Consider the following 24,024-nt stretch of genomic DNA (forward strand, 5'->3'; position numbering starts at 1 on the left):
GAGAACATCCTCGAACTGGTGATGCGGCTCTTCGAAGATCCGTACCTTGACGTGAATACGGCGGCCGAGTGGTTAGATGTCGAATACAGCACGGCAAACCGACTGATCGGGCAGCTCGAAGATGACGGAATACTCGAAGAACTCACCGGGAAAGACCGGAATCGGTTCTACCGGGCGAGCGAAGTCTTCCAAATCATCAACAAGCCGATCGACCAACTCTGAACCACTGAGCAGAGAGGGCTTGAGGCATATGCATTGAGATGACCGGCCTCAACTACTGGAACAGCAAATATCTATATCATCGGATAGTTTGATAGTTAACTAGCTATGTGTGTGCTCTTCTGTCCGGGCCAGCAGCAGACTTGGAGGCGAGTTCGTATCAGCACCGAGCGAAACAGATGCTGTAGCTCTGTGTTCGAAGGATGACCTCTCCATCCATCCTGGGATCGTCGACGGTGTTGCTCGTGGGGACGAACGACTGGGTCACCAGATTCACTGCGGCGCTCGAAAAACGGACCGATGTAAGTGTACAACATGTTCGAACCAAAACAGAGGCTATTGACACTGTTCAGAAACGACAGATAAGCTGTCTCATCACTGAATACTCGCTCGAAGAGACGACCGGAGTTGATCTCCTCAAGGAAGTCCGCAAGGAAACGACGGCACTCCCTGTTTTACTCGCAACTGCTGCAGGAAGTGAAGCCATCGCCGCCGAGGCTATCGAAGCTGGCGTCACCGATTACATCGCGATTACGGATCCGCCGGCACAGGTGACCAACGAACTCATCGAACGAACAGAACGTGTTATCCGATCCGCACAGCGGTCGGCAACGCAACGCGAACGAGCGAGACAGTTCGATGCGATTTTCAACGATTCGCGCACTGCGACATGGGTACTCGATCCGGATGGCGCACTTGCCCGTGTGAATAATACAGCCCGAGAGATGGTTGATAACGAGATCGGAGGCCTCGTCGGCGAATCCTTCTGGGCGCTTCCGTGGTGGTCACAAGCGGACTCGATAAGCACAGACGTCCAGCAACTCGTCGAGAAGGCGCTCAACGGGTCGTTCGGTAATGCGGTCGTCACACAACCGCCACATATTGACCAGCCACGCGTCATCGATCTCTCTGTCCGCCCCGTCGAAGATGGACGCGGTGATCTCGTCTCTGTCGTCGTCGAAGGTGTCGATATTACCGAACGGGTCGGCCTCGAACGGGATCTCCGGCAATCTGAGGAGCTCCATCGCGTCACACTCAATAATATGACTGACACCGTCCTCATCACAGACGAGGACGGAGAGTATACTTATGTCTGCCCGAATGTCCACTTCATATTCGGTTATACAGCCGAAGAGATTCGTGATCTGGGAACGATTAACGACCTGCTCGGAGATGATCTTTTTAGACGGAGTGAACTTGCGATCGACGGCGTACTCAAAAACATCGAAACGACAGCAACAGACAAAGCCGGCCGTGAGCATACACTTCTCGTCAATGTTCGGGAGGTTTCGATTCAAGACGGAACGGTCCTCTTCAGCTGTCGTGATATCACGAAACGGAAGCAGCGGGAGGAAGCGCTTGCGACGCTTCACGAGACTGCCCGTGATTTCCTCTATGCTGAAACACACCAAGAGATTGCCCAACACGTGGTCGACGATACACCCAGTGTGCTTGACCTCGCCGTGAGTGCTGTCTATCTCTTTGATGCTGATGCGAACGTCCTCAGACCCGCCGCATACTCCACAGCAATGCGGGAATTAAACGGGCCGCTTCCGACCGTCCCTACTGACGGCGAAACACTTCCGAGCTACAGTTTTGTCGAAGACGAGGCGCTGTTTTTCGATGATGTCCACGAAGCGGACCGACTCGAAAACAGGGCAACTGATCTCCGGAGTGTATCCTACATTCCACTCGGCAAGCACGGCGTGTTTGTCGCTGGATCAGATCAAGTCAGTACCTTCGATGATGTAACTCGAGAATTGAGCGATCTCCTTGCCGCGACAGCTGAGGCGGCTTTCGATCGTGTGTCTCGGGAGTCACAACTCCGCGAACAGGACCGCACACTCCAACAGCAAAACGAGCAGCTCACCGCTTTGAATCGAACCAATGAGACGATTCGAGAGATCGACCAAGCACTCGTCCAGGCCGAAACAGCGGAGGAGATCGATCATACCGTCTGTGAGCTGTTGGCTGCCGATGATCGGTTCAAGTTCGTTTGGATCGGGGCAATCGACTCAACGACTGACACCGTCACGCCACGAGCGTGGGCGGGACGCGAACAAGGCTATTTAGATAGCCGCGAGTTTCCGCTCGCTGCGTCGGGAGTCGATCCATCGGGGCAAACCGCGGCAACCGGTGCGGTGACGATGGTAACGAACGTTGCCGCCGAACTTCGCGAAGAGCCGTGGCGAAAGGATGCACTCACCCGCGACTTCCTCTCCGTATTGAGTATCCCGCTCGTGTACAACGACCTCACGCACGGCGTGTTGACGGTGTATGCGACAACCCAAGACGCGTTTGACGAGACGGCAACAGCTGTTCTGGCAGAACTCGGTGAAACTATCGCATCCGCACTTAGCGCCATCGAGCGGAAGAATGCGCTGCTCACGACGTCTGTGACCCGCGTTGAATTTGTGATCGACGACCCGACGTTCGTTCTTTCACGATTGGCGCAGGACGCAGCGTGTACACTCTCGTACCAGGGTGGTGTCCAACAATCCACGGAGGGAAGTTACGTGTTCGTCACTGTCGAAGACGCATCGCTGAATGAGGTCTCTGAAGCAGCATCACAGATAGTAGCAATCGACGACGTACAACAAATCAGTGTGGACGGCGAAAGTGGTGTCCTACGATTACGACTCACACAGCCGTTTCTCGCCCTCGAATTAGCCGATCATGGGGCCGTCTTCCGAGAAGCCACTGCAGATCCAGATCGCACCACGCTTGTCATCGATATCCCGGATACCATTGAGCTAAGAGCGATTACACGACTCATCCGCGAGATGTTCACTGATGTCGAACTTCGCTCGAAGCAGACGCTCGACCAAGCGATGGAACATGACCTCTATTCGAAGTTTCTCGATAAGCTCACAGAACGACAACTCGAAGTCATCCAGACGGCATACTACAGCGGATACTTCGAATCGCCACGCGAGAGTACAGGAGAAGATGTCGCAGAAACACTTGGTATCTCGCCGCCGGCGTTCTATAAACACGCACGGACCGTCCAGCGCAAACTGTTTGCGACACTCTTCGATGAGGCGAATCCCGCTGTCGCCTCCTCTATGAATGAGGGTTAGATAACGAACCCCTAATTCTAAGAAGGGTTTGTCTAGTAGCCACCCTCTATTTCCTTATATACATATTATACCTTTATTGAGTGCCTCGCCGGCGCTCGTGAACTCACCATGAGAGATGTCGATCAAGGGGGAGATGAGGAAAGCCCCTACGAATGCTTCGAGTGTGGTAACATCATTATTACAGAAAAAAACCCTGACCAGTGTCCCGACTGTGGCGGAACAATGCGGAACCGCCGTATGCCGCTCGAGTAACCATGGCTTCGGAACCAGCGCTCAACTCCGAGGAGAATGAAAATTCGACTGCTGACTCCACCGAGCCAGAATCAGCGCTCGAAACAGCACGTCGGCAGCTCCATCATGCTGCTAGCCATCTCGATATCGATCAGAACGTCGTCGAACGGCTGAAACATCCAAAGAAAGTCCACGAAGTCACCATACCCATCGAGCGGGATGACGGAACGGTCGAGGTGTTCACCGGGTACCGAGCACAACACGATAGTGTCAAAGGACCATATAAGGGTGGACTCCGATACCACCCTGAAGTGACACGGGACGAGTGTGTCGGACTCGGGATGTGGATGACCTGGAAGTGTGCCGTCATGGGTCTCCCGTTTGGCGGAGCCAAGGGTGGCGTCGCAGTCAACCCAAAAGAGCTGAGTCCAGATGAAAAAGAACGTCTAACTCGTCGATTTGCTCAAGAAATTCGCGACGCCATCGGACCCAATCGGGATATTCCCGCGCCCGATATGGGAACAGATCCACAGACGATGGCGTGGCTGATGGACGCGTATTCGATGCAGGAAGGCGAAACGACACCGGGGGTCGTCACCGGGAAGCCGCCAGTCATCGGTGGGAGTGAAGGTCGTGAGGAAGCTCCCGGGAGGAGTGTTGCGATCATCACTAAGCAGGCCTGCGAATATTATGAGAATGATCTTGAAGAGACGAAAATAGCGGTTCAGGGATACGGTAGCGTCGGTGCAAATGCGGCTCGTCTTCTCGACAAGTGGGGGGCAACGGTCGTCGCAATCAGTGACGTGAACGGAGCAATGTACGATCCAGAGGGAATCGACACTGCCGCAGTTCCATCACATGACGAGGAACCTGAAGCTGTCACAAAATACGCGGACGACGTCATCTCAAACGACGAGTTGCTTACGCTCGACGTCGACGTACTCGTCCCTGCTGCTCTCGGAAACGTGATCACCGAAGCAAACGCAGATTCGATTGCTGCTGACCTCGTTGTTGAAGGCGCGAACGGGCCCACAACCTCGACAGCGAGCACGATTCTAGCAGACCGGAGCATCGCGGTGATCCCAGATATCCTCGCTAATGCTGGTGGCGTCACTGTGAGCTACTTCGAGTGGCTTCAAGATATCAACCGCCGGGCGTGGTCGCTTGAACGCGTAAATGACGAACTCAAAAGCGAGATGTATGCCGCTTGGGAAGCTGTTCGAACAGAGTTCGAGCAGCGAGACGTTACTTGGCGTGACGCGGCCTACATCGTCGCACTGTCTCGCATTGCGGAAGCTCACGAAACACGAGGACTCTGGCCGTAGAGAGATGGATTATCGACCACCCGGACAGCACCGACAGCCAACTACTCCACTTGAGCGAGGTCTGTGTCACCTGTACCGGCTAGTCATCCCCGGAGCAATTCTGATTACGATCTGCTTTCTCGGGTACGTCGTTATCGGTTTCAGTTTATCTGTCGCTGGGATTTATCAACCAACTTACTCCGTGATGGGATTTACTGACCCGATTTTTATAAGCCTGTCATTTCTGACGGGACTATTCATCTGTGCGATGTCCGGATCGCTTGCCGTTCTTACGTTTCTGCTCACCCCCGACGATTCGAGGGCTAGTTTCGTTGTCACCATGAGTCTGATCGCTTTCGGATCTGGGGCTGCTACTATACGAACCACATTTGAGCCCGTTCAAGCATGTCTCACAGAAATAATAATCAAACTATTATGAGTATGGTAACATTAGTTTTATGTCTGAAAGAGTTATTTCTACTCATCCGCCGAAAGCACCCGCTACGAGCAGTGGGAAGACGAGCGTCGCTTCTGCCTCGACCTGCGTGTAGTTTGTCTGTTCATCCTCTTTGATCTTGCCCCACGAGACTGCCTCATTTGGGGGCGCTCCAGAGAGTGACCCGTCCCCTTCCATACCGGTCGAAATATAGACGACATAGTCTGCCCCGCCGCGGAATAGGTTTGTCATAATCGCATGATGTTTCGGCACACCACCTCCGACTGCGATCAGACCTGTCGTATCGGCGAGCATCCCATCTTCGATGAGTGAATCGTAATCGTCGAGGATCTCGATCCCGACGTCCGAATCATATCCCTGTCGGTAATAGTAGAGAAAATTCCCAATCTCTGAGTCTGTCAACGCCGGACAGTAGACGGGAACATCATTGTCCGCTGCTTGTTTTAGAATTGAATCTGGGTCATCGAGCGTGTCGCCCAGTTCACGAGCAAACGCCGTCGGTGTTCGTGTCTTCTGTTCGGCAAAGAAATCGTCAAAGAAATCATATAGGTACTCCTCTAACCAGATATAGCGGTCAGAGGGAACAAAGATGTTTCCAAGGCGGTTGATTCCCTGTTCCCGGAGCGCAGCTTCGTCCGCATCCCATTCCCCCATTTTGAACGGTTTCGCCGTCTTGATGATGTCTTCCGCTAACGATCCTGAAGTCGTGATGAGCACGTCGACGTACCCTTCGCGAACAAGGTAGGCGACGACCTCACGCAGTCCTGATGAAATGATATTCGACGTACACGTGAGATAGATCGTAGCATCAGCATCTTGCATTTGCTCGGCGATGTCGATGGCTTCTGCGAGTTGTGTCGCCTGAAAGCCCGTCGTCGCATAGGCTTCCAGCATCTCTTGTAAATCGAATTCTCCCCGGAAGTCGTATCCCTGTACGTCTGGTGTGGCCAACTCTTCGTTACTTCCCGGAACAACGTGGTCATGAGACTCGTCGTCCATACTGATGCTTCGTAGGATAGAGGTTTGAATCGTTCGAGACCGGACGCCAATTGTCGATACACCCAAGTCCAGTATCAACTAACTGTCTAACATGTTCCAGCCCACAGTGGCTATCCTCCGTCCTGATGACAACCGTATCGCTAAGGCGATTGAGTATCTCCAGTCACTCGATGTGTCTCCGGTCCCAGACCCGATGCTGACAGTCGACCCGACTGGTCAACTTCCACAGCATGCAGACTACTATCGTTAATGGCCTCCGGAGACAAAGTAGAGGCCAACGGTTCCGAAACCGATCACGGAAATGAAGAGAACATGAAGGTTCGTCGCTGGCTCATCAAATAAGACAATACCGAGAGACGCGGTGCCTACAGCCCTGATCCCTGTCCAAACAGGATACGTAGTCCCGATGGGGAGGTCCTAAACTGCTCTCGCGAGCAATACCATTCTGATGATGAGTGTAGCAACTGTCCCTGCTGTCGGGATCGATTCTGAGGGGGCCCATCAGAATACACCAGACCGATCGCCCAAGCGATCTCAAACAGGACGGTGATGAAGAAAACGAGCCACGACGTCTCTCGCTCCGACACGGTGCTCCGTATCGCCATCGCGGACGAGTCCGGTACCAGACCGAATGTCGATCAGCACGTCACTGGACGGGGCGTGAACCGGAATGAACTGTCCCGGTTCGAAGTACCCGCAGACGACCTTCATCTGCTCGCTCCGGAACACCTCCACCGTCGAAAAATTTGCGTCGTCGTACGTCCGTTCCGTGCCAAAATCGATAGCAGTCATACCGCCTCACCTGTGTAGGAGTAACCACGATCAAATGGCGGGACAACGGGTCGCGAAACGATATCGGGAAACTCGATCACTCGTATCGATTTAGGCTGGCCTAAAACCATACACTTCAGTATGAAACGGGAAATCACAAGAGAGTTGAGTCGAACATGTTCCTGCCAGATCAAACCCATCGACAGATCAGTCAGTCTCAGTCTCGCCGTCGGCCGGCAAAACGTTGAATGGTCGCATCATGTCGTGGTCTTCGTGCTCGATCATGTGACAGTGCCACATGTAATCTCCGGTTTGATCGGAGAACAATCCCTCGAATTCTCCGAAGTGTACGATCACGTGAACCACGTTACCCGGATCGACCGTGACTACGTCGTTCCATCCGAGTTCGTACGATTCGGGGCCATCAAGCACGTCCAGATCGATTTCGTCTTCAGACGGGTCATACTCAGCGGCCGACTGTCGTCCCAGCACTTGGAAATGAACGAGATGGAGGTGTATCGGGTGGGACATCCCCGTGAAGTTAGCGAGACTCCAAATCTCGGTGTCTCCGAGCGTCGGGGTCTCTGTGACCGGGTCTGTGAGTTCATATCCCATCTGCTCGTTGCTGGTTCCCAGCGCGTACAGCGGTCGGCCGTACTCATCAGATTGCCGAGCAAGCGTGAGGTATCGTTCGGTGTCTACGGAGCCCATCGGAATGTCGGGCACCCGTGTCAGTTCATCCGGGAGTCGATCGGACTGCCGATCGGCTTCGCCCGCCACGACGTCAACGAGCATGATTTCCGGCAGAGGCTCGGCGTCGTCCGCCTCGATTCCGCTCGTGCCTCGGTACTTCGCCGGCGCGTCGTTATGTAAGAGCAGCGTCTCGCCCGCGTACTCGCTGAAGTCGACGACGACGTCCGCTCGCTGACTCGATCCAAGTTCGAGGCGGCCAGCGGTCTTGACGGGCTCCGAGAGGAGCCCGCCGTCGTTTCCGATCTGGACGAATGGCGGACCCGAATCCCCTGTCTCACCCGATTTCTCGTCGTATTCTAGCAGCTTGAGGTTATAGTACCGGCTGTTGGCGCCGTTGAGCAAGCGGAACCGATATTGTTCGGGATCGACGGACAACCGGGGCCACGCCTTCCCGTTGACCGTCGACACGTCGCCGTAGAACTGCGGGACTATGCTCGGCTCGGGGCGTGAGTCGTCGCCGTCTCGTGTATCCGGGACATCCGTGGGGTAGTACAACGACCCATCTTCATTGAAACTCCGGTCTTGGAAGACGAGCGGAATCTCGTTATCACCCGTTGGGAGATTGAGTTCTCGCTCGTGGTCGTTCCGCAGCAAATAGAATCCCGCGAGGCCGGCGTAGACGTTCAAACGGGTGATCCCGAGCGAGTGGTCATGATACCACAGGGTCGCGGGCGGTTGGTCGTTCACGTAGTAGTAATCCTTCTTCTTGAAGTCGGGGCCTGTCCGCTCGAAGTTACGGGTGAACCAGGCCTGCGGTTTCCCGTCGCTTTCGTGTTCGACGTTGCCTCCATGGAGGTGGGGGACGACGCGGGCCCCCGGCTCGTCGTACGGGATGATGTCGCCGTGGATCGTCGGATCCTCTGGGAGGAGGTGTTCGTCTGGCAGATGATTCTGCCACCGAACGTAGATCGGTTCACCCTGCTCGGCCTCGATCGTCGGGCCTGGGTACTGGCCGCCGTATCCCCACAGAGTCGTCGGGGGGAGGTCACGGTGGAGTTTCTGTTCGATTTCGGCCATCTCCACCTCGTAGCGTGGCTGGCCGTCCTTGGTTCCGCTCGGTTCGATAACGCCCGGGCGAGGTACCTCGTCGACCCACCGTTCGAGCTCCGGCGACGTGTGAGTCTCGTCAGATATTCCATCGGCGTCTCTAGCGTCTTTTGCGGCGACCGGAGCACTGACACTCTTTCCGGAACAGCCCGCGAATGCCCCGGTACTGGCGATACCTACGGCCGCGAGAAATCTCCGACGTGCGACTGTACTCTTCGGTTGTCCAGTTCGGTCACCAGTCATACTAGCCCTATCCGCTTCATACAAAAGAGAAGCCAGACGGATCCCATTTCATGAGAGGAGACCGAATATGTTCGACAGTGGAAAATCAATAATGTTTTTCTGTCGCACATTGTTGATGGGGAGCCATATTGCGATTCCGTAGTAAGCTGAGCGGATCGAGAACATGCGATTCAGCAGTTCTATCGGCTAGCTACTGTATGAGATCTGTAACGGGACACTGTATCAACAATCTCCTACGGAAGAGCGTCCTCAGTAACGGGGACGCGCCTAGTCCCAATTGTTGATTCGTGTTGAGAGATTCTGAATAGAAGGCACGCATCAAACCTATCCTCCGAGGTTGTGACTTGGCCACCCGCTCTCAGCGATCGGCAGACATCGCGCCGATCCGTGTCTCGCAGCCGCTACGGCGGCCGTTCGATCTCGAACCGGTCGTCGGTGCTCGCGTACCACTCGCCGGCGAGCCGCCCTACCGTGTCGAGTCGGTCGATATCGATTTTGCCGTCGGTGAGAACGGACTCGGCCGCGTGGGCGTAGACGACTTCGCCGAGCACGAGCGTCGACGTGCCGACCTCGATCGAGTCGTACAGTTCACACTCCAGTCCGACGGCCGCGTCGGCGACCCGCGGCGCGTCCACTCGCGTCGCCTCGGCGCGCTCGATTCCGACGTGGTCGAACTCGCTTTCTCCGGCCGCGAGCGTCGCACTCGACGCGTTCATCGTCTCGACGAGGTCGCGAGTGACTATGTTGACGACGAACGCCTCAGTTTCGAGGGCGTTCGCGAGCGTGTCCTTCGGGTTCGCCGCGGTCGCCACCGGTGAGAAGCCGACGACCGGCGGATCGATCGCGACGACGTTGAAGAAGCTGTACGGGGCGAGGTTCTCCCCGGCCGATCCCCGCGAGGAGACCCACGCGATCGGGCGGGGCGTCACCGCGGTCGAGAGCAGCCGGTACGGCGAGCCGAACGCGTCCGGCCCGCCGCTGCGGTGTGAGTCGCTGCGGGGCGTGTCGGTACGGTGAGTGTCGGAGCGAGACGGTCCGCTCTCCTCGTCGGCCATCAGTTCTCGTACCCGCGTTCGAACGGGTCGATCTCGTCACTTCCGGGTTCGTCCTCGTCGTGAGCGAATCCGGGCCCCTCCGTGGCCAGTTCGAAGACGAGCCCGTCGGGGTCGCTGAAGTAGATGCTCTTGAAGTACGTCCGGTCTTTGATCTCGGAGACCCGGACGCCCCGTTCGCGGAGGTGTGTCTGCCACTCCCGCAGCGTGGCCTCGTCTTCGACGCCGAACGCGAAGTGATGGCTCGCGCCGGGGCCGGGCGCGCCCTGCGAGTTCGGGTACTCGAAGTAGGTGACGTTCGTCCCCGGCTCTCCCTCCGGAGTGGACGAGAAGTAGTAGTGCGGCGTCCCTGGGTCGTCGTAGTTCTGCGTCCGCTTGACCGTGTGCCAGCCGAGCGCGTCCTCGTAGAACGCGACGGTCTCGTCCATGTCGGTGCAGATGTTCGTCACGTGATGCAGGCCGGTAGTGGGTGGGGCGTCGGTCATGTGTCGTGTGTTTGGAGTCGTCGCGAAGTCAGTTAGTGATGTTGGCGGGGGAACGCAGTACGAGGAAGAAGGAGACCGACTCAGAACAGGCCGATACCGAGGGCGTACGGCCACGCAGTGCCGCCGACAGCGAGCAGCGCGAGCGCCGCACCGGCACCGTAGACGTTCTTGAGGAAGCTCGTCATCTCGCTTTGCTTCTCCTCGGGGTCGTCGACAGCCCAGAAGTCGTGCATCGTCACGGCGGAGACGACGAGGAAGACGGCGAGTGCGCCGGCCGAGAGCACGGGGAACGCGCCGACGGCGACGCCGAGCCCGCCGAGCGCGAGCAGGACCCCCGAGGCGACGACCGAGAACCGCGGGGCGGGAAGCCCCTTGAACTCGGCGTAGCCCGTCATCGCGTCGAGGTCGCCGAAGTGGTTCAGTCCCATGAACGCGAGCGTCGCGCCGAACAGGATCCGGCCGAGCAGGAACAGTTCGCCCGCGAAGGGCGTCTCGAACTGGAGCGGTAGCGTCGTGATTTCAGCTAACATTGTGTAATTACGTATACGGACGTAACCTATATATCGCTTCCCGGACAACTGTGCAAGCAGGTAACACCGATGTCCTCACCAGAACTCGCCGACGGGGATCCGGCGGAAGCGACAGACGCCACGGACGCGGCGGAAGCGACGAGCGCGATCGACACCGCGTCCGGAACGGACACGGTTTCGGGTCCGGAGACGCCGTGTCCCGTCGTCGACTCGCTCGAACAGATCGGATCGCGGTGGCGGCTCGTCGTCCTCCACGAGCTGTTGAACGGCGAGTCGCGGTTCAACGAGCTGAAACGCGAGACGGACGCCAACGCCCGCACCCTCTCGCGCGTGCTCGACGACCTCCAAGAGACCGGGTTCGTCGACCGGCGGCTCGAAGAGGACTCCCCCGTGGCGACCTACTACAGTCTCACTCCAAAGGGGAAGTCGCTCGCGCCCGTCTTCGAGGAGATCGACGACTGGGCTCACGAGTGGCTCGCGGAGTGTAACGCGTAGGCGTCCGTCGACGAGACCATGGGTCGTTTAAATCGCTGATCGACACGGACACCTCCGAAGCCCCAGCCTCACGGCTGCCCCTTCGATTCCCACCCCACACTGCCCCGCACTGCCCCGCACCTCACGCCTCCCCAGCCTCACGGTTCGCGCTCTTCGAGCGCTCACCGCTCCCTCGCGCGGGCGACTCGCGGCCGAGGGCCGCTCGCCGGCACGCGCCTCCGCTCCAATCGGTAATCGGTGATCGAGGATTGGTGATCGAGGTCGATCGCCGTAGCCCGCCACTCACCACCTGACCTCGAAGCCGTCGAGTCCCTCCAGTTCCTCGTACTCGGCTGCGACGTCGTCGACCTCGGCGGCGCGGCTCCCCGTCTCACACCACTCGACCATCTCGCGGACTGCGGCCTCGTCGCCCTCGAAGACGGCCTCGACGCGCCCGTCGTCGAGGTTCCGGACCCAGCCGTCGACGCCCGCCTCCCGAGCTGTGTCTCTGGTCGTCGCGCGGTAGTAGACGCCCTGAACGCGCCCGGAGACGTACACGTGTGCTCGCGTTCGATCGGTCATCGATCGGGCGTGCGGTCGCCACCGTTGTAACTACTACGGCGACCCGAACACGTCACGAGGACCATCGCGGGAACGGTGTCAACCCGCCCGCAACCGACGGCTTCTAACGACTCGCCGGCGACGCTACCGGTATGAACTTGTTCGGAACCGCGGGGATCCGCGGGAGCGCCGCGGAGCGGGTGACGCCGGAACTCGCGCTCGCCGTCGGCCGGGCGGTCGCGGCGGTAGTGTGCGACCGCGAACCGACCGGAGGCGGCGGAGATGACCGCGAGCGCGGGGACACGGATGTCGGCGGTGCCACAGAGCCGGTGCCAGAGGTCGTGCTCGCGCGCGACGGGCGGGTGACCGGTCCGGCGCTCGCGGCCGCGATGGAGGCCGGACTCGCGTCGGGCGGCGTGGCGGTCGAGCGCGCCGGTCAACTGCCGACGCCGGCGCTCGCGTACGCCTCGCGGGGCCGGTACGGCGTGATGCTTACGGCCTCGCACAACCCGCCGACCGACAACGGGATCAAGCTGTTCCGCGACGGCAGCGAGTTCGACCGCGACGCCGAGCGCGCGGTCGAGACGCGCGTCGATGGGGAGACGCCGCCGGCGGCGTGGGACGAGTGGACCGACTCCGAGCGCGTCGACACGCTCTCGCGCTATCTCGACGCGGTACGCGAGTACGCCGCGGGGTTCGGAGCCGACCTCGACGGACTCCGGATCGCGATCGACTGTGGCAACGGAATGAGCGCGCCGGCGACGCCGACCGTTCTCCGCGAGCTGGGTGCCGAGGTCGTCACCCTCAACGGGAACATCGACGGTCACTTCCCGGGGCGCGGGAGCAAGCCGACGCCGGAGACGCTCGCCAACCTCCGGGCGTTCGTCGCCGACGCCAACGACGAGAGCGACGGGAGTGACATGGGCGATTCGCCCGCTAGGGGCAACGTGAGCAAGGAGGAAACCGAGAGCTTCGCGTTCGGCATCGGTCACGACGGCGACGCGGATCGGATCGTGATCGTCGACGCCGACGGCGAAATTGTACACGAGGACACCGTGCTCGCGATGCTCGCCGAACGGTACACCCGAGAGAGCGACGCCGCCGATCCGGTGGTCGTCACCACGCCGAACGCCTCCGGCCGGATCGACGAGCGAGTCCGCGAGGCCGGCGGCCGGGTCGAGCGCGTTCGCCTCGGCGCGCTCCACGAGGGCATCGCGGCCGTCCGGGAGACGGCGGCGGAGACCGGCTCAGACGACACCCGCGTCGTCTTCGCCGCGGAACCGTGGAAACACGTTCACGTCGGCTTCGGGGAGTGGATCGACGGCGTCGCGTCGGCGGCCGTTATCGCCCAGCTCGTCGGTGACGAGGGTCTCGACGGACTCCGCGCTCCGATCACGGAGCGACCCTACCGCAAGGTCAGCGTCGACTGTCCCGACGACGCCAAGGACGACGCGATGACTCGCCTCGAGACGGACTTGCCCGACGCGTTTCCCGACGCCGAAGTCGACACCGACCACGGCGTGCGGATCGAGTTTCCGGACGCTTCCTGGGTCCTCGTTCGACCGTCGGGAACGGAGCCGTACGTCCGCGTGTACGCCGAAAGCGACGCTGTCGCCGACGTGATCGCGGAGGCCGAAGCGGTCGTCGAGGCGGCCGTCAGAGCGGTTACGGATTCGGGCGACGGTACGTGACGGGAGCGGCGGTGTGTGACGCGGGAGGAGGTCAATGATGGGGCCCGGTCCTGTGAACCTATCGGAGAACCCACGGTCGTGGACTTCGTTTACGATCACTAGGCCGCGGTCTAAACGAACGCCGGCTTCGAACCGCTTGCACCGCGTTCGCGAGAAGACCGACTTATCGAAAATGTGCTCAGATGCATCGGTAACTCTTGAAGCACGACTGCGATCCGACCTTCGATATCGCTGATGGCAGTTTATCGATTCCGACCGTGCACGTAGGTCTGGTCGTGGTCCGGAAAGACTTCGTCGACCGCCCGTTCTCCGTGCTCGTCGGCGATGAGCGTTCGGAGTTCGTCCTCGTAGTCGGCCTTCGGAACCTCCTCGCTCGGCCCCTGCTGAACGTCGAACGTGGCCTCGACGAGGCGGTCAACGGCGTGGCGACCGAATCCGGAGAGCGGGGAGATGTAGTCGACGCCGTGGCGGTCCTCCAAGCTCTGTGCCTGCGCGCGCGACACCGTCGGCACGCGGTCATCTCGGCGGGTTCCGTCGGCGATCGCGTCGACATCCCGCGTCGCGACCACCTCCAGCGCGTGTTCGTGGACGCGCTGGATCCCGTTTCGGGGGTACCCGTCCGCGATCATCGTCTCCACGGTGGCCGCGGCCACCTCGTCGTCGAGATCGACCCGTTCGAACGAGTATCCGAGTTCCGTCGCGGCGCGCTCGGCGTGCTCCCAGTCGTCGGTGAGCCCGAAGCTCCCGGTCACACACCGCACGTCGTAAAACCGATCGAGCAGGTGGGCGGCGAGCGACGAGTCTTTTCCCCCGCTGTACAGCAGCGCGAGTTCCATCTATCTCCGCCGGATGTCGAAGCTCTGCTGGTCGGGCTGGAGTTCCTTCAGGAGGTCGCGCATCTGATCTTCGTCGATACGCCCTTGGATGCGGCCGCTCTGCGCGAGGGCGGCGACCTGCTGTTTCACCTTCTCACCGAACTCCGGCTTCGACATCTCGACTGCGTTGAGTCGCTGGCGCGCACCGTCGGTCAGGTGCTGTTTGAGCACCGCCTCCTGTTGCGCGTCGGCGCGCTCTTGGGCCTCCTGCTGGGCATCGGGATCTGCGCCGCCCTGCTGTTTCCGCTCGCGAAGTTCTTCCATCTTCTCCTCTCGAAGCTCCTGCAGCCGTTCGTCGTCAGGATTCTCGCTCATACCCACCCGTTCACGGTCCGCGCGAAAAACGATTTCGGAGGGATCGGCCTGAACACCGAAGACCGGACAGCCCACGCGAGACTGGATCGAACACCCGTTCGAGACGGTCGGCCGTCGCCAGTTCGGCGTTGTCGCTCATCGGTTCCGGTCCGCGCCGCTTAAACGGCTCCTCGATGTATCTCGCAGCAATGAGCGAATCGCGGGAGTTCTGTCCGCGCTGCGGCGACGCCGTCGACGAGCGGCGAGACCCGCTCCCGGGCGATCCGGGCGGACGGGACGCCCTGTTGTGTGACGACTGCTACTTCGAAGACTTCGACCTTGTCGACGCTCCGGACCGGATCGAGGTGCTTGTCTGCTCCGGGTGCGGTGCGGTCCGGCGCGGCGAGTCGTGGCGAGACGTTGGCGCACGCGACTACACCGACGTCGCCGTGGACGAGGTCGCGGAACGGCTCGGTGTCCACGTCGACGCCACGGACGTGGAGTGGGGTGTCGAGCCCGAACAGGTCGACGAGAATGCCATCCGGATGCACTGTCGCTTCTCGGGCGTCGTCCGCGGGACGCTCCGCTCCGCGGAGGTCACCGTCCCGGTCAAGATATCGCGCGGGACCTGTGACCGCTGTGGGCGCATCGCCGGCGGCTACTACGCTGGGATCGTCCAGATCCGCGCGGACGAACGCGACCTGACGCCCGAGGAGCGGGCGGAGGCGCTGTCGATCGCGGAGTCGTACGTCGCGAGACAGGAGGCCGACGGCGACCGGGAGGCGTTTATCACCGAGGTGAACGAGACCGACGACGGCCCGGACGTGATGCTCTCGTCGAATCGGCTCGCCCAGAACGTCGCCACGAGGATCACGGAGCGGCTCGGCGGCAGCTTCGAGTCGTATCCCACGCTCGTCACCGAAGACGGCGACGGCAACGAGGTGTACCGAGTGACGTTCGCGGTCCGGCTCCCGCGGTACGCAGAGGGGGAGATACTCGACCCCGAGGACGGCGACGGCCCCGTCCTCGTCACGGGCGTCTCCGGTCGACTGCAGGGAGTCCGGCTCGCGACCGGCGAGGCGTACGCCTCCGACTTCGAGGACGCCGACGCGCCGGACGCGACCCGGCTCGGGACCCGGGACGACGCGGCGGAGACGACCGTGGTGACCGTCGAAGACGAGAACGCCATCCAAGTGCTCGATCCGAGCACCTACGAGGCGAAGACGGTCCCGAACCCCGATTTCGTCGACGACGACGCGGAGACCGTGCTCGCGTTCGAACACGGCGGCGCGGTTCACCTCGTCCCCGAAGAGTAGGCGAACGCGAGGCCCTCAGCGTCACCGGGAAACGCAACGCTCCGAGTGGAAAATCGAGCGACTGGGAAGCTATCGGTCAGTCTGCACGAGCCGGCTGTTCCTCGCCGAGTGCGGCTGCACGCTCCGCGTCGGTCACCTCGATACCGCGGCGCGCGAGTTGGTCGATGAACTCCGATTCACTGAGACCGGCCTGTGCGGCCGCCTGAGAGAGTGTCAGTGTTCGCGCACCATACAGCGTCAGCGCACTCGACAGCCCGTGTGTGACCATATCATCTGTACAGGCATGATGGTTTATGAAGATTACTACTCCATTCAGGGTCCTCATAGACCTTATATGATATATACTACCGAGTGATCCGCGGCGAGGCGTATACCCACACTTAGATCGATCGGTCGTGGCTCGCGATCGACGGCAGACACCCGAATCGACCCCGCAGGAATTATCAGCGTCTGCGACTGTGTCTGTCACATGGAGAGACAACAGCTCATCGCGCTGTTCTTTGCGTTCCTCATGGTGAGCTCGATGGTCGCGTGGGGCATCTCGTTGCTCTGAGGCGTTCGTACCCGACACGAGCGAACTCCAGCGAGACCGTGCCGTCAGCCGTCGCCCCAGACATCGGAGAGCGGGTGGTTCCGTCGGCGCTCGGCGTCGGTCTCCCCCCGAGTGCCGTCATCCCCGCCGGCGTCGTCGTTTCCGCCGTCGGCTCCGCCCCGCGAGGTGTCACTACCCCGTGAGTCCGGTGTCGACGCGCTAGCTGACCCTGTGTCGCGGTCGCGCGTCCGGCCGTTCGCGTCGCCGACCGACCGACCGCCGCGCCCGCGCCGCCGACCCGCTCGGGACGGCCCCGACGGCTCGGCGTCGATGCCGTCGAGCGCGGCCGCCGCGTCGAAGTCGGGCAGCGACGGGGTCGTCATCGCCTCGATCTGATCGCGGAACCACGGCGGCGTATCTGCCTCCGCGCGGTCGAACAGATCCAAAAGCGAATCGTCCGCGAGGTAGGTCGCGCCGTAGTCGTCCGGGGCGCGGACGACGCGTCCGCACGCCTGTATCACGGTCCGGAGTGCGGTTCGGTGGTACCACGCCCACTGACCGTCGGCCAGTCGACGGGCGACCCGCGAGTCGTTTGTGTTGCGGTACGGCGCTTTACACACCACCTGCCACCGACACAGGTCGTCGCGGAGGTCGAGCGCCTCCTCCATCTTCACCGAGACGAACACCGTCGGTTCGTCGCTCGCCCGCCACGCCGCGAGTTCCGCGTCGCGGTCGGATCGGCCGTGGCGACGAACCCGCGCGGCGACGCCGAACTCGCCCAGAAGTTCGGTGAGTCGCCCGGCGATGTCGTACGAGTGCGCGTGGATCAGCCCCTTCTCGTCGGGATGATTCGCCATCAGTCGGACGATCAGCCGGGCGATCTTCGGCACCGTCTCGTCGCGGTGCTCGTAGGTCATCGATCCCTGTGTCACGTCGTAGAGTGGGCGATTCTCCAGCGGAAACGTGTGCTTGACATCGACCAGCGCGACGTTCGCGGGGTCGAGGCCGACGCCACGACAGAACGCCTCCTTCGAGAGGATGGTCGCCGACAGCAGGGCGAACCTGTTCCCGCGGTCCCACACGGTGTGTCTGAGGTACCGCGCGGGGTCGAGGGGTTTGATCGCTATCTCCGATCCCTCGCCGCCCGGCTGGTCGACGACCCACGTCGTCGGGGAGTCGAGATCGCGGTAGTCTTCGAGGAACCAGCCGAGCTCGGAGACCAGCTCCTGTAATCGGTCCCGGCGTGCGACCTCTTCCCGGTCGAGTTCCGGCCGGCCCGTCAGTTCGTCTCTCGCTCGGCTCGCAGTGTCGCGAAGCGACTCGACGAACCGGGCGGTCCGGTCGAGCGCGTCCTCGTCGGGACCGGCGTCCGCCTCGACATCGGGGACGCCGACCTCGTCCCAGACGGGGACGCGGCCCGGCGAGAGGTCGATCGTCGCGTACATCTCCGCCCACTCTGCGAGCCCATGGGCCTCGTCGATCACGACGGCGTCGCGCTTTCGGAACACCTCGGAGCCCGCGGTCCGCATGAAGTACGCGAGCGTCATGGCGGCGTATCGATTCCCCGAAGCGATCGCGCGGTCGGAAAAGTACGGGCAGCGGTGTTTCACCGAACAGTCGAACCCCTGCTGGCGAACGCACGGGGCGCGGTTGACCGGCGTGTCGTGTTCGCCCGAGAGAATGCAGTCGTAGTTCGACTTCCCACGGATCACGGCCAAGTCGTCGAGAAGGTCGTCGGCCTCCACGTCGTCGATCTGCGACACCTGCGGCGTCGTGTAGTACGCGCCGGTCGCCTCGCTCGGCGACGTCTCGTCGACGGTGGCGGCCGCGCCCATGATGGCGCGCGCGAGGAGGGACTTGCCGCTGCCGGTCGGCGCGCGCACCAACACGACCTCGTTGCCGGCAGCGAACGCGTCGCGGATGTCCGCGAGCGCCTGCTCCTGTGCGCCGCGGAAGCTCGGTGCGGGGAACTCGGTGGGGATCCGATCGGGGTCCACGGCTCTCCCTGACGCGCTCGTCGAATTAAACCCTCGCTTCCCCACGGTCGGCGCGGCGTCGCGGTCGCTCGCGTCGCGTCGCTCACAGTGCCTCATCTTCTCGAATTCGAGAGATCACCGACCGAACGCGCCGAGGCTCGACTGCAGCTCGCGCGAGGGAACGTCATCCGTCAGCTCGTAGCCGACGAGGTCGCGTGCGTCCACCGCGTACGTCGAACCGCCGCGGTCGACCACGAGTACCCGGCCCTTCCAGCCGCGGACCGTGCCGGCTGCCATCGTCTCGGCGACAGGTCGCTCGTCGAGGTCGAGCCCATAGTCGAAGTCGAAGCAGTCTATCGGATCGAAGCCGTCGAGCAGGGACTCCCACGCGACCTCGTCCACGTCGTGTCCCAGCCCGTCTATCTTCGTCGGGACGCGCACCCGGTCGACGAGGTCGTCGCGCGTCGCCAGCTCGGCCTCGACCTCCCGGGCGAGTCGACCGTCCGGAAGCGTCCGCACGTGGGCCGCGCGGTCCGCGCCCTGCTCGCGGAGTCGCGTTTCAAGCCGCCACAGCCGCGTGACGCCGACCTTCCACACGTCGGGCGCGAACGCCGCGAGGTACATCGCGTGTTCCTCGTGACAGTCCATCTCGTCTTTGAGACACGTGCCCGTACAGCGGGCGCACACCCAGACGTGGCCGTGGTCGTCGCAGTAGGGCGCGTCGTCGGCGTCGCAAGCGACGTGATCGCCCTCGTGGACCGTCCCGGCGCAGCGGCGGTCGCCGAGGCCGAACGCGAGTTCGTCGCCAGCGGTGGCAGAGACGAGGTCGACCGCGCCGCCGCTGGCGACGTAGAGCCCCTCACCCGTCTCGTAGCCGACAACCTGCACGCAGTCGAGTAGGTGGGGCGTCGACTTATGCGCGTCGTCGCCGGAGCGTTGTTGGTCGAGGCGGACCACGGGGACGTATGCCCGATCCGTCAGATCCGTTCGATCCGACCGAATCGCCGGACGCGCTCGATTCGCTTGCGATCTCACTCTCGGCTACCGTCACCGACGGCGAGACCGGTCCCGCGATCGAACTCGCGCTCACCGTCCGCAACGACGGCGGCGAGCCGGTCACGCTCCGGTTTCCGACCGGGCAGCGTGCTGAGTTTGCGGTGTATCCGACTGGCACCGAGAGGAATGAGAGAGATAAGACAGATCCCGTCTGGCGACACGGAGAGGGACGACTGTTCACGCAGGCGGTCGGGACCGAGACGCTGACACCGGGAGAGTCAGAAACCTACGAGGGAACGTGGGACGGCCCGTCACCGGGGAAGTTCGTCGTCGTCGGCTGGGTGACCGCTGCTGCGGGCGTCGAAGCTGATCACGACGCGGACTGGCACGAGATAGACGATCACGGCCTGACGGCGACAGTGACGGTCGAGGTCGGGTGACGGAATGCCGGAGGGTGAATCCAGATCTCACACAAGTTCCGCGCCGTGAACGACGGCTTCGACCGCCGCCTCCAAGCGCTCTCGCGTCCGGTGGCTCCGCTCCGCGTCGGTTCGAACTTCGATCAGGTGTGAGCCGTCGGCGTCGCGGGCCCGCGCGTACGCCTCGGCGAGGTCGTCTGCGGCGTCCGCGGCGTGCTCGTCGCCGGATGCATCGCGCGCTGCCGGCCGCGCGTCGATGCGGGTGTACGCCAGCCCGTGAAGTTCGGCCATCGGCTCGAAATCGATGCCGTGCGGCGTCTTGAACGCCTCAGTGAACGGCGGCTCGAACGACTCGATCGGGAGCATGTGGAAGATTCCGCCGCCGTCGTTGTTGACGAGCACGACGGTCACGTCGACATCGCAGCGGTCGATCGCGAGGAGACCGTTCGTGTCGTGGTATAACGCGAGGTCGCCGGCGACGAGCGTGAGATCGTCGGTCGTCGCGGAGCCCGCGCCGAGCGCGGCCGAGACGATCCCGTCGATCCCCGAGACGCCGCGGTTCCCGAGCGCGGTCACGCTCGTGGTCGACGGCCCGACGAACCGGTCGAGGTCGCGCACGGGCATCGAGTTGGAGACGAAAAGCGTCGCCGGGTCCGGGAGGCCGTCGGCGACGACGCGCAGCACGTCGCCCTCGTGGAAGGCGGGCGAGTCGTCCGTGTCGTCACCGGCGTCGCGCTCGCGGTCGTGGACCGCCTGCGCCGCTTGGTCCGCCTCCTCCCACTGGCCCCGCCAGTCGACATCGGCCTCGGCCCCGGTGCCGGCGTCGGTGCCGCCGCTTCCACCGCGACCACCCCCACTGCGACTACCTCCGCCACGCCCACCGCCGCCACCCGCGAGTCGCGACAGGCGCGCACAGAGTCGATTCGGCTCAGCGACCACGAGGTCGGTCGCGGCGAACTCGGCCTCCCGCCAGCGACCAGCGGGATCGATCTGGTACTGATCGGCCTCGGTCTCAGCGAGGTACTTCCGGAGACGCTTCGATGTCGGCGACGCCCCCAGTCGCACGACGACTTCGGGGTCCGCCCAGTCGGCCGCGGCGTCCGCGGCGTTCGCCGCGTTACCGCCGCCCGCGAGCGCCGCCGAGAGGTAGGCGTCGTACGCACCGATCACAGTGGCGACCCGGGTGTGCCCGCCGAACCGGACGCCAGAGAGCGGGTCGGCGAGCACCGGGAACCCGGTCGCGTGCGACAGCGCCGTCACGGACTCGGCGTCGAGGCCGGGCGGATCGGCCGGACCGGCGACGATCAGTCCGCGCTCGGTGGCGGAGAGCTCGCGGGCGAGCCGGCGGAGTTCGGTGTCTCCGGGCTCCGGCGCTCCCGGCTTCACGTCGACGTACGGGCCGTCGCGCCCCGACGCGGCGATCGGATCGAGGTCGTCCGGAACGTCGCCCTCGATCGGCGTCGGCTCCAGCGGCTTCGCGAACGGAACGTTGAGGTGAACGGGTCCGGCGTCGGTGCCCTCGGCGGCAGCGACGGCGCGGGCGACCGTCGTCCGGAGCGATCGTAGTCCACGATCGGTCGTGGCGGGCTCGGGAAGGTCCTTGTAATACCGGACGGCGTCGCCGTACAGTTTCTCTTGATCCGCCGTCTGGTTCGCGCCCGAGTCACGGAGTTCGGGTGGGCGGTCCGCGGTGAGCGCGAGCAGCGGGACGCGGGCGTTGTCGGCCTCCATCACGGCAGGGTGGTAGTTCGCGGCAGCCGTGCCGGAGGTGCAGATCAGCGGCGTCACGCTCCCGGAGCGGCGAGCGCGCCCCAACGCGAAGTAGGCGGCCGAACGTTCGTCCAACTGCGAGAAGACGCGGAGGTCGTCGGTGCGGGCGGCGGCGGTCATCAGCGGCGTCGATCGGCTTCCCGGCGACGCGACGACGGCGTCGACGCCCGCGGCGACCAGCTCGTCAACGATCGCGCGGGCCCACAGCGTGTTCCGGTTCGGCGCAGTCATTGCGCCCGATTTGGGGTCACGACCTAAATACTCCGGCGAGTCGTCGCCGGTCGGTTCTGCAACGCTTATGCCCGCCGACCGACTTCGATCGGACATGAGCGACGACGACGCCGTCGACGTCGAGGTCGAGTCCCCGGAGGACGCCGAGACCGACGCGTCTGCGGACGCGACGGGTGAATCACGCGACGCGGCGAGAACGAACGGCACGGCCGCGGCGGCGGCCGGCGACCCGGTCGAATCGGCTGTCGGAGACGACAAGGAATCGCTCGCCGACGCGGTCGCTGAACACGACGAAGACCTCGCCGACGCGGTCGCCGAGGTAGAGGACGAACTGGCGGAGGCCCGCGCGGAACTGCTCGAAAAAGACGAGGAGATAGACGAACTGACGAGCAAACTCGCGCGTGTCCGCGCCGACTTCAGCAACTACAAACAGCGGGCGAAACAGAAACAGGAGGACATCCGTGAGCGTGCCTCCGAGTCGCTGGTCGAACGGATCACCCCCGTCCGAAACGACCTGCTTCGCGCGCTCGATCAGGAGGAGGGAAGTGACCTCCGTCCGGGCGTCGAGTCCACCGTAGAGAAGTTCGACGAGGTTCTCGCCGACGAGGGCGTCGAACCCATCGACCCCGATCCCGGTGCCGACGTCGACCCCGAGCGACACCAAGTGATGCTCCGCGTCGAGAGTGATCAGCCGGAGGGGACGGTCCACGAGGTGTACGAACCCGGATACGAGATGGGCGACCGCGTCGTCAGCGAGGCGAAGATTACGGTCAGCGCCGACGAAGAGTAGCCCGGCGGCCGGCGTTGTCGATTTTCACGAGAGTTCTCTGCGGTTACGAGTGACCTCCGTACGCGTCCGCGAGGTCGTCGAGATCTGAGTCCGAGGTGGCCTCGTGTGGGACCGACAGCGGCGAAACGGAGACCTCACCGTCGACGATCGCGCGTCGGTCGGTTCCGACGGGGTCCGGAACGTCTGCTGGCGTCATCCGCCCCCAGATCGGGTCCGAGAAGGCGACGCTCCCGTCGCCGTTCCGGGTCGCCTCGATTCCGTACCACTCCGACGGGGTGGTCACTCGCATCAGCGCGCCGCCGTGGTCGTCGCGGGCGACAGCACCGCCGTCAGCTCCGATCGACTCGGGCTCAGCGATCGGTGCGTTGACGTTGAGGTAGTCGGCGCGGTCGAAGACCGACGTCTCGTCGGCGCGATCGACGAGGAACGTCGTCGCCCGGGTCGCATTGGCGAACTCCGTCGGCTCCAACTCGCGTTTCCACCAGTCCTCGTCGCCGGGCACGTACATCGATGTCGCCACCGCGGGAACGCCGAAGAAGGCGGCCTCGATGGCGGCCGAGACGGTCCCCGACCGCCCGAGGGTGTACGCTCCGAGGTTCGCACCCTCGTTGCAGCCCGCAACAACGAGGTCGGCGTCGGGAACGAGTTCGCCGAGCCCGGCAACGACGCAGTCGACCGGCGTTCCGTCAACCGCGTAGCCGTGGTCGTGGTCGCTGACAGTGACTCCCTCCGAGAGCGTCCGTCCGGTCGATGACTGGTCGGCCGTCGGCGCGACCGTTACCACGTCGTAGTCGGCCGAAAGCGCGTCCCGCATGGCGCGGAGACCGACGGCGTCGATACCGTCGTCGTTCGTCAGCAGGATCCGATCGACGCTCATACAGTCACCTCGGGCGGTTCGGGCAAAAGGCCACCGGCAGTGCGGAAGGAA

The 24,024-nt window shown here is 62.7% G+C and carries 21 protein-coding genes and 3 pseudogenes; 9 read left to right on the forward strand and 15 right to left on the reverse strand.

Translation table 11 applies throughout. From position 1 onward, the window contains the following. From NO887_RS02990 to gdhB, 4 genes and pseudogenes are all read left to right on the forward strand, one after another. Nucleotides 1–222: pseudogene (locus NO887_RS02990) on the forward strand (Fic family protein); the annotation flags it as partial. A gap of 200 nt (nucleotides 223–422) precedes the next feature. Further along, a complete protein-coding gene (locus NO887_RS02995) occupies nucleotides 423–3,299 on the forward strand; it encodes a bacterio-opsin activator domain-containing protein (protein WP_256417029.1) in 2,877 nt (958 codons plus the stop codon). A gap of 108 nt (nucleotides 3,300–3,407) precedes the next feature. Beyond that, on the forward strand, nucleotides 3,408–3,551 hold the full coding sequence (locus tag NO887_RS03000; RefSeq protein ID WP_256417030.1) for a rubrerythrin-like domain-containing protein: 144 nt from the start codon (nucleotides 3,408–3,410) through the stop codon (nucleotides 3,549–3,551). 2 nt (nucleotides 3,552–3,553) lie between these two features. Then, nucleotides 3,554–4,855 carry a glutamate dehydrogenase GdhB gene (gene gdhB, locus NO887_RS03005; RefSeq protein WP_256417031.1) on the forward strand — a complete coding sequence of 434 codons (1,302 nt, stop codon included), beginning with the start codon at nucleotides 3,554–3,556 and terminating at the stop codon, nucleotides 4,853–4,855. 460 nt (nucleotides 4,856–5,315) lie between these two features. Here gdhB and NO887_RS03010 read toward each other — a convergent pair whose 3' ends face one another. From NO887_RS03010 to NO887_RS03035, 7 genes and pseudogenes are all read right to left on the reverse strand, one after another. Further along, nucleotides 5,316–6,290, reverse strand: a complete 975-nt coding sequence (locus NO887_RS03010) for a deoxyhypusine synthase (protein WP_256417032.1) — start codon at nucleotides 6,288–6,290, stop codon at nucleotides 5,316–5,318. A gap of 246 nt (nucleotides 6,291–6,536) precedes the next feature. Beyond that, a pseudogene (locus NO887_RS18560) lies at nucleotides 6,537–6,895 on the reverse strand (DMT family transporter). After that, nucleotides 6,855–7,082, reverse strand: a pseudogene (locus NO887_RS03015) (cupin domain-containing protein); the annotation flags it as partial. The pseudogenes NO887_RS18560 and NO887_RS03015, both read right to left, overlap by 41 nt. A gap of 186 nt (nucleotides 7,083–7,268) precedes the next feature. Beyond that, entirely contained in the window at nucleotides 7,269–9,104 is a 1,836-nt protein-coding gene (locus tag NO887_RS03020; RefSeq protein ID WP_256417034.1) for a multicopper oxidase family protein, read from the reverse strand. A 401-nt stretch (nucleotides 9,105–9,505) separates the two neighbouring features. Next, nucleotides 9,506–10,159, reverse strand: a complete 654-nt coding sequence (locus NO887_RS03025) for a flavin reductase family protein (RefSeq protein WP_256417035.1) — start codon at nucleotides 10,157–10,159, stop codon at nucleotides 9,506–9,508. Continuing rightward, complete coding sequence (locus NO887_RS03030) at nucleotides 10,159–10,641, reverse strand: VOC family protein (protein ID WP_256417036.1); 483 nt, start codon at nucleotides 10,639–10,641, stop codon at nucleotides 10,159–10,161. Before NO887_RS03030 ends, NO887_RS03025 begins: the two co-directional genes overlap by 1 nt. An 80-nt stretch (nucleotides 10,642–10,721) precedes the next feature. Further along, entirely contained in the window at nucleotides 10,722–11,171 is a 450-nt protein-coding gene (locus NO887_RS03035) for a DoxX family protein (RefSeq protein ID WP_256417037.1), read from the reverse strand. Nucleotides 11,172–11,240: 69 nt separating this feature from the next. Between NO887_RS03035 and NO887_RS03040 the strand changes: the two genes are divergently transcribed. Next, nucleotides 11,241–11,666, forward strand: a complete 426-nt coding sequence (locus tag NO887_RS03040; protein ID WP_256417038.1) for a winged helix-turn-helix transcriptional regulator — start codon at nucleotides 11,241–11,243, stop codon at nucleotides 11,664–11,666. Nucleotides 11,667–11,948: 282 nt separating this feature from the next. Here NO887_RS03040 and NO887_RS03045 read toward each other — a convergent pair whose 3' ends face one another. After that, a complete protein-coding gene (locus NO887_RS03045) occupies nucleotides 11,949–12,227 on the reverse strand; it encodes an acylphosphatase (RefSeq protein ID WP_256417039.1) in 279 nt (92 codons plus the stop codon). Between the two features lie 131 nt (nucleotides 12,228–12,358). Between NO887_RS03045 and NO887_RS03050 the strand changes: the two genes are divergently transcribed. Next, nucleotides 12,359–13,897: a phosphohexomutase domain-containing protein gene (locus NO887_RS03050; protein ID WP_256417040.1), complete on the forward strand. Its 1,539-nt coding sequence runs from the start codon at nucleotides 12,359–12,361 to the stop codon at nucleotides 13,895–13,897. A 242-nt stretch (nucleotides 13,898–14,139) separates the two neighbouring features. Here NO887_RS03050 and NO887_RS03055 read toward each other — a convergent pair whose 3' ends face one another. After that, nucleotides 14,140–14,733 (reverse strand): DUF7411 family protein, encoded by a 594-nt coding sequence (locus NO887_RS03055; RefSeq protein WP_256417041.1) that lies wholly within the window; start codon nucleotides 14,731–14,733, stop codon nucleotides 14,140–14,142. Next, nucleotides 14,734–15,087 carry a DNA-binding protein gene (locus tag NO887_RS03060; RefSeq protein WP_256417042.1) on the reverse strand — a complete coding sequence of 118 codons (354 nt, stop codon included), beginning with the start codon at nucleotides 15,085–15,087 and terminating at the stop codon, nucleotides 14,734–14,736. A gap of 188 nt (nucleotides 15,088–15,275) precedes the next feature. On the opposite strand from NO887_RS03060, the gene NO887_RS03065 reads away from it, so the two are divergent. Next, nucleotides 15,276–16,382: a 60S ribosomal export protein NMD3 gene (locus tag NO887_RS03065; RefSeq protein WP_256417043.1), complete on the forward strand. Its 1,107-nt coding sequence runs from the start codon at nucleotides 15,276–15,278 to the stop codon at nucleotides 16,380–16,382. A gap of 76 nt (nucleotides 16,383–16,458) precedes the next feature. Here the strand turns inward: NO887_RS03065 and NO887_RS03070 are convergent, their stop codons facing one another. The 3 genes from NO887_RS03070 to NO887_RS03080 all read right to left on the reverse strand — a co-directional run bounded on the left by NO887_RS03070 (nucleotide 16,459) and on the right by NO887_RS03080 (nucleotide 19,778). Next, nucleotides 16,459–16,650, reverse strand: coding sequence for a DUF7317 family protein (locus NO887_RS03070; RefSeq protein WP_256417044.1), 192 nt, complete (start codon nucleotides 16,648–16,650; stop codon nucleotides 16,459–16,461). Nucleotides 16,651–16,979: 329 nt separating this feature from the next. Then, entirely contained in the window at nucleotides 16,980–18,911 is a 1,932-nt protein-coding gene (locus tag NO887_RS03075; protein ID WP_256417559.1) for a helicase C-terminal domain-containing protein, read from the reverse strand. A 114-nt stretch (nucleotides 18,912–19,025) separates the two neighbouring features. Next, nucleotides 19,026–19,778, reverse strand: a complete 753-nt coding sequence (locus NO887_RS03080; RefSeq protein WP_256417560.1) for a DUF2797 domain-containing protein — start codon at nucleotides 19,776–19,778, stop codon at nucleotides 19,026–19,028. Between the two features lie 77 nt (nucleotides 19,779–19,855). On the opposite strand from NO887_RS03080, the gene NO887_RS03085 reads away from it, so the two are divergent. After that, the gene (locus NO887_RS03085; protein ID WP_256417045.1) at nucleotides 19,856–20,326 is read left to right on the forward strand and encodes a BsuPI-related putative proteinase inhibitor; all 471 of its coding nucleotides are present in this window, start codon (nucleotides 19,856–19,858) and stop codon (nucleotides 20,324–20,326) included. Between the two features lie 27 nt (nucleotides 20,327–20,353). Here the strand turns inward: NO887_RS03085 and menD are convergent, their stop codons facing one another. Then, on the reverse strand, nucleotides 20,354–22,306 hold the full coding sequence (gene menD / locus NO887_RS03090; RefSeq protein ID WP_256417046.1) for a 2-succinyl-5-enolpyruvyl-6-hydroxy-3-cyclohexene-1-carboxylic-acid synthase: 1,953 nt from the start codon (nucleotides 22,304–22,306) through the stop codon (nucleotides 20,354–20,356). 94 nt (nucleotides 22,307–22,400) lie between these two features. Here menD and NO887_RS03095 point away from each other — a divergent pair, with 94 nt between their 5' ends. Beyond that, the gene (locus NO887_RS03095) at nucleotides 22,401–23,096 is read left to right on the forward strand and encodes a nucleotide exchange factor GrpE (RefSeq protein ID WP_256417047.1); all 696 of its coding nucleotides are present in this window, start codon (nucleotides 22,401–22,403) and stop codon (nucleotides 23,094–23,096) included. A gap of 43 nt (nucleotides 23,097–23,139) precedes the next feature. Here NO887_RS03095 and surE read toward each other — a convergent pair whose 3' ends face one another. Then, nucleotides 23,140–23,973: a 5'/3'-nucleotidase SurE gene (gene surE / locus NO887_RS03100; RefSeq protein WP_256417048.1), complete on the reverse strand. Its 834-nt coding sequence runs from the start codon at nucleotides 23,971–23,973 to the stop codon at nucleotides 23,140–23,142. Nucleotides 23,974–24,024: the final 51 nt, after the last annotated feature.

Origin of the sequence: Halorubrum laminariae (assembly GCF_024494655.1) — an archaeon.
In the GTDB taxonomy this organism is placed as follows: domain Archaea; phylum Halobacteriota; class Halobacteria; order Halobacteriales; family Haloferacaceae; genus Halorubrum; species Halorubrum laminariae.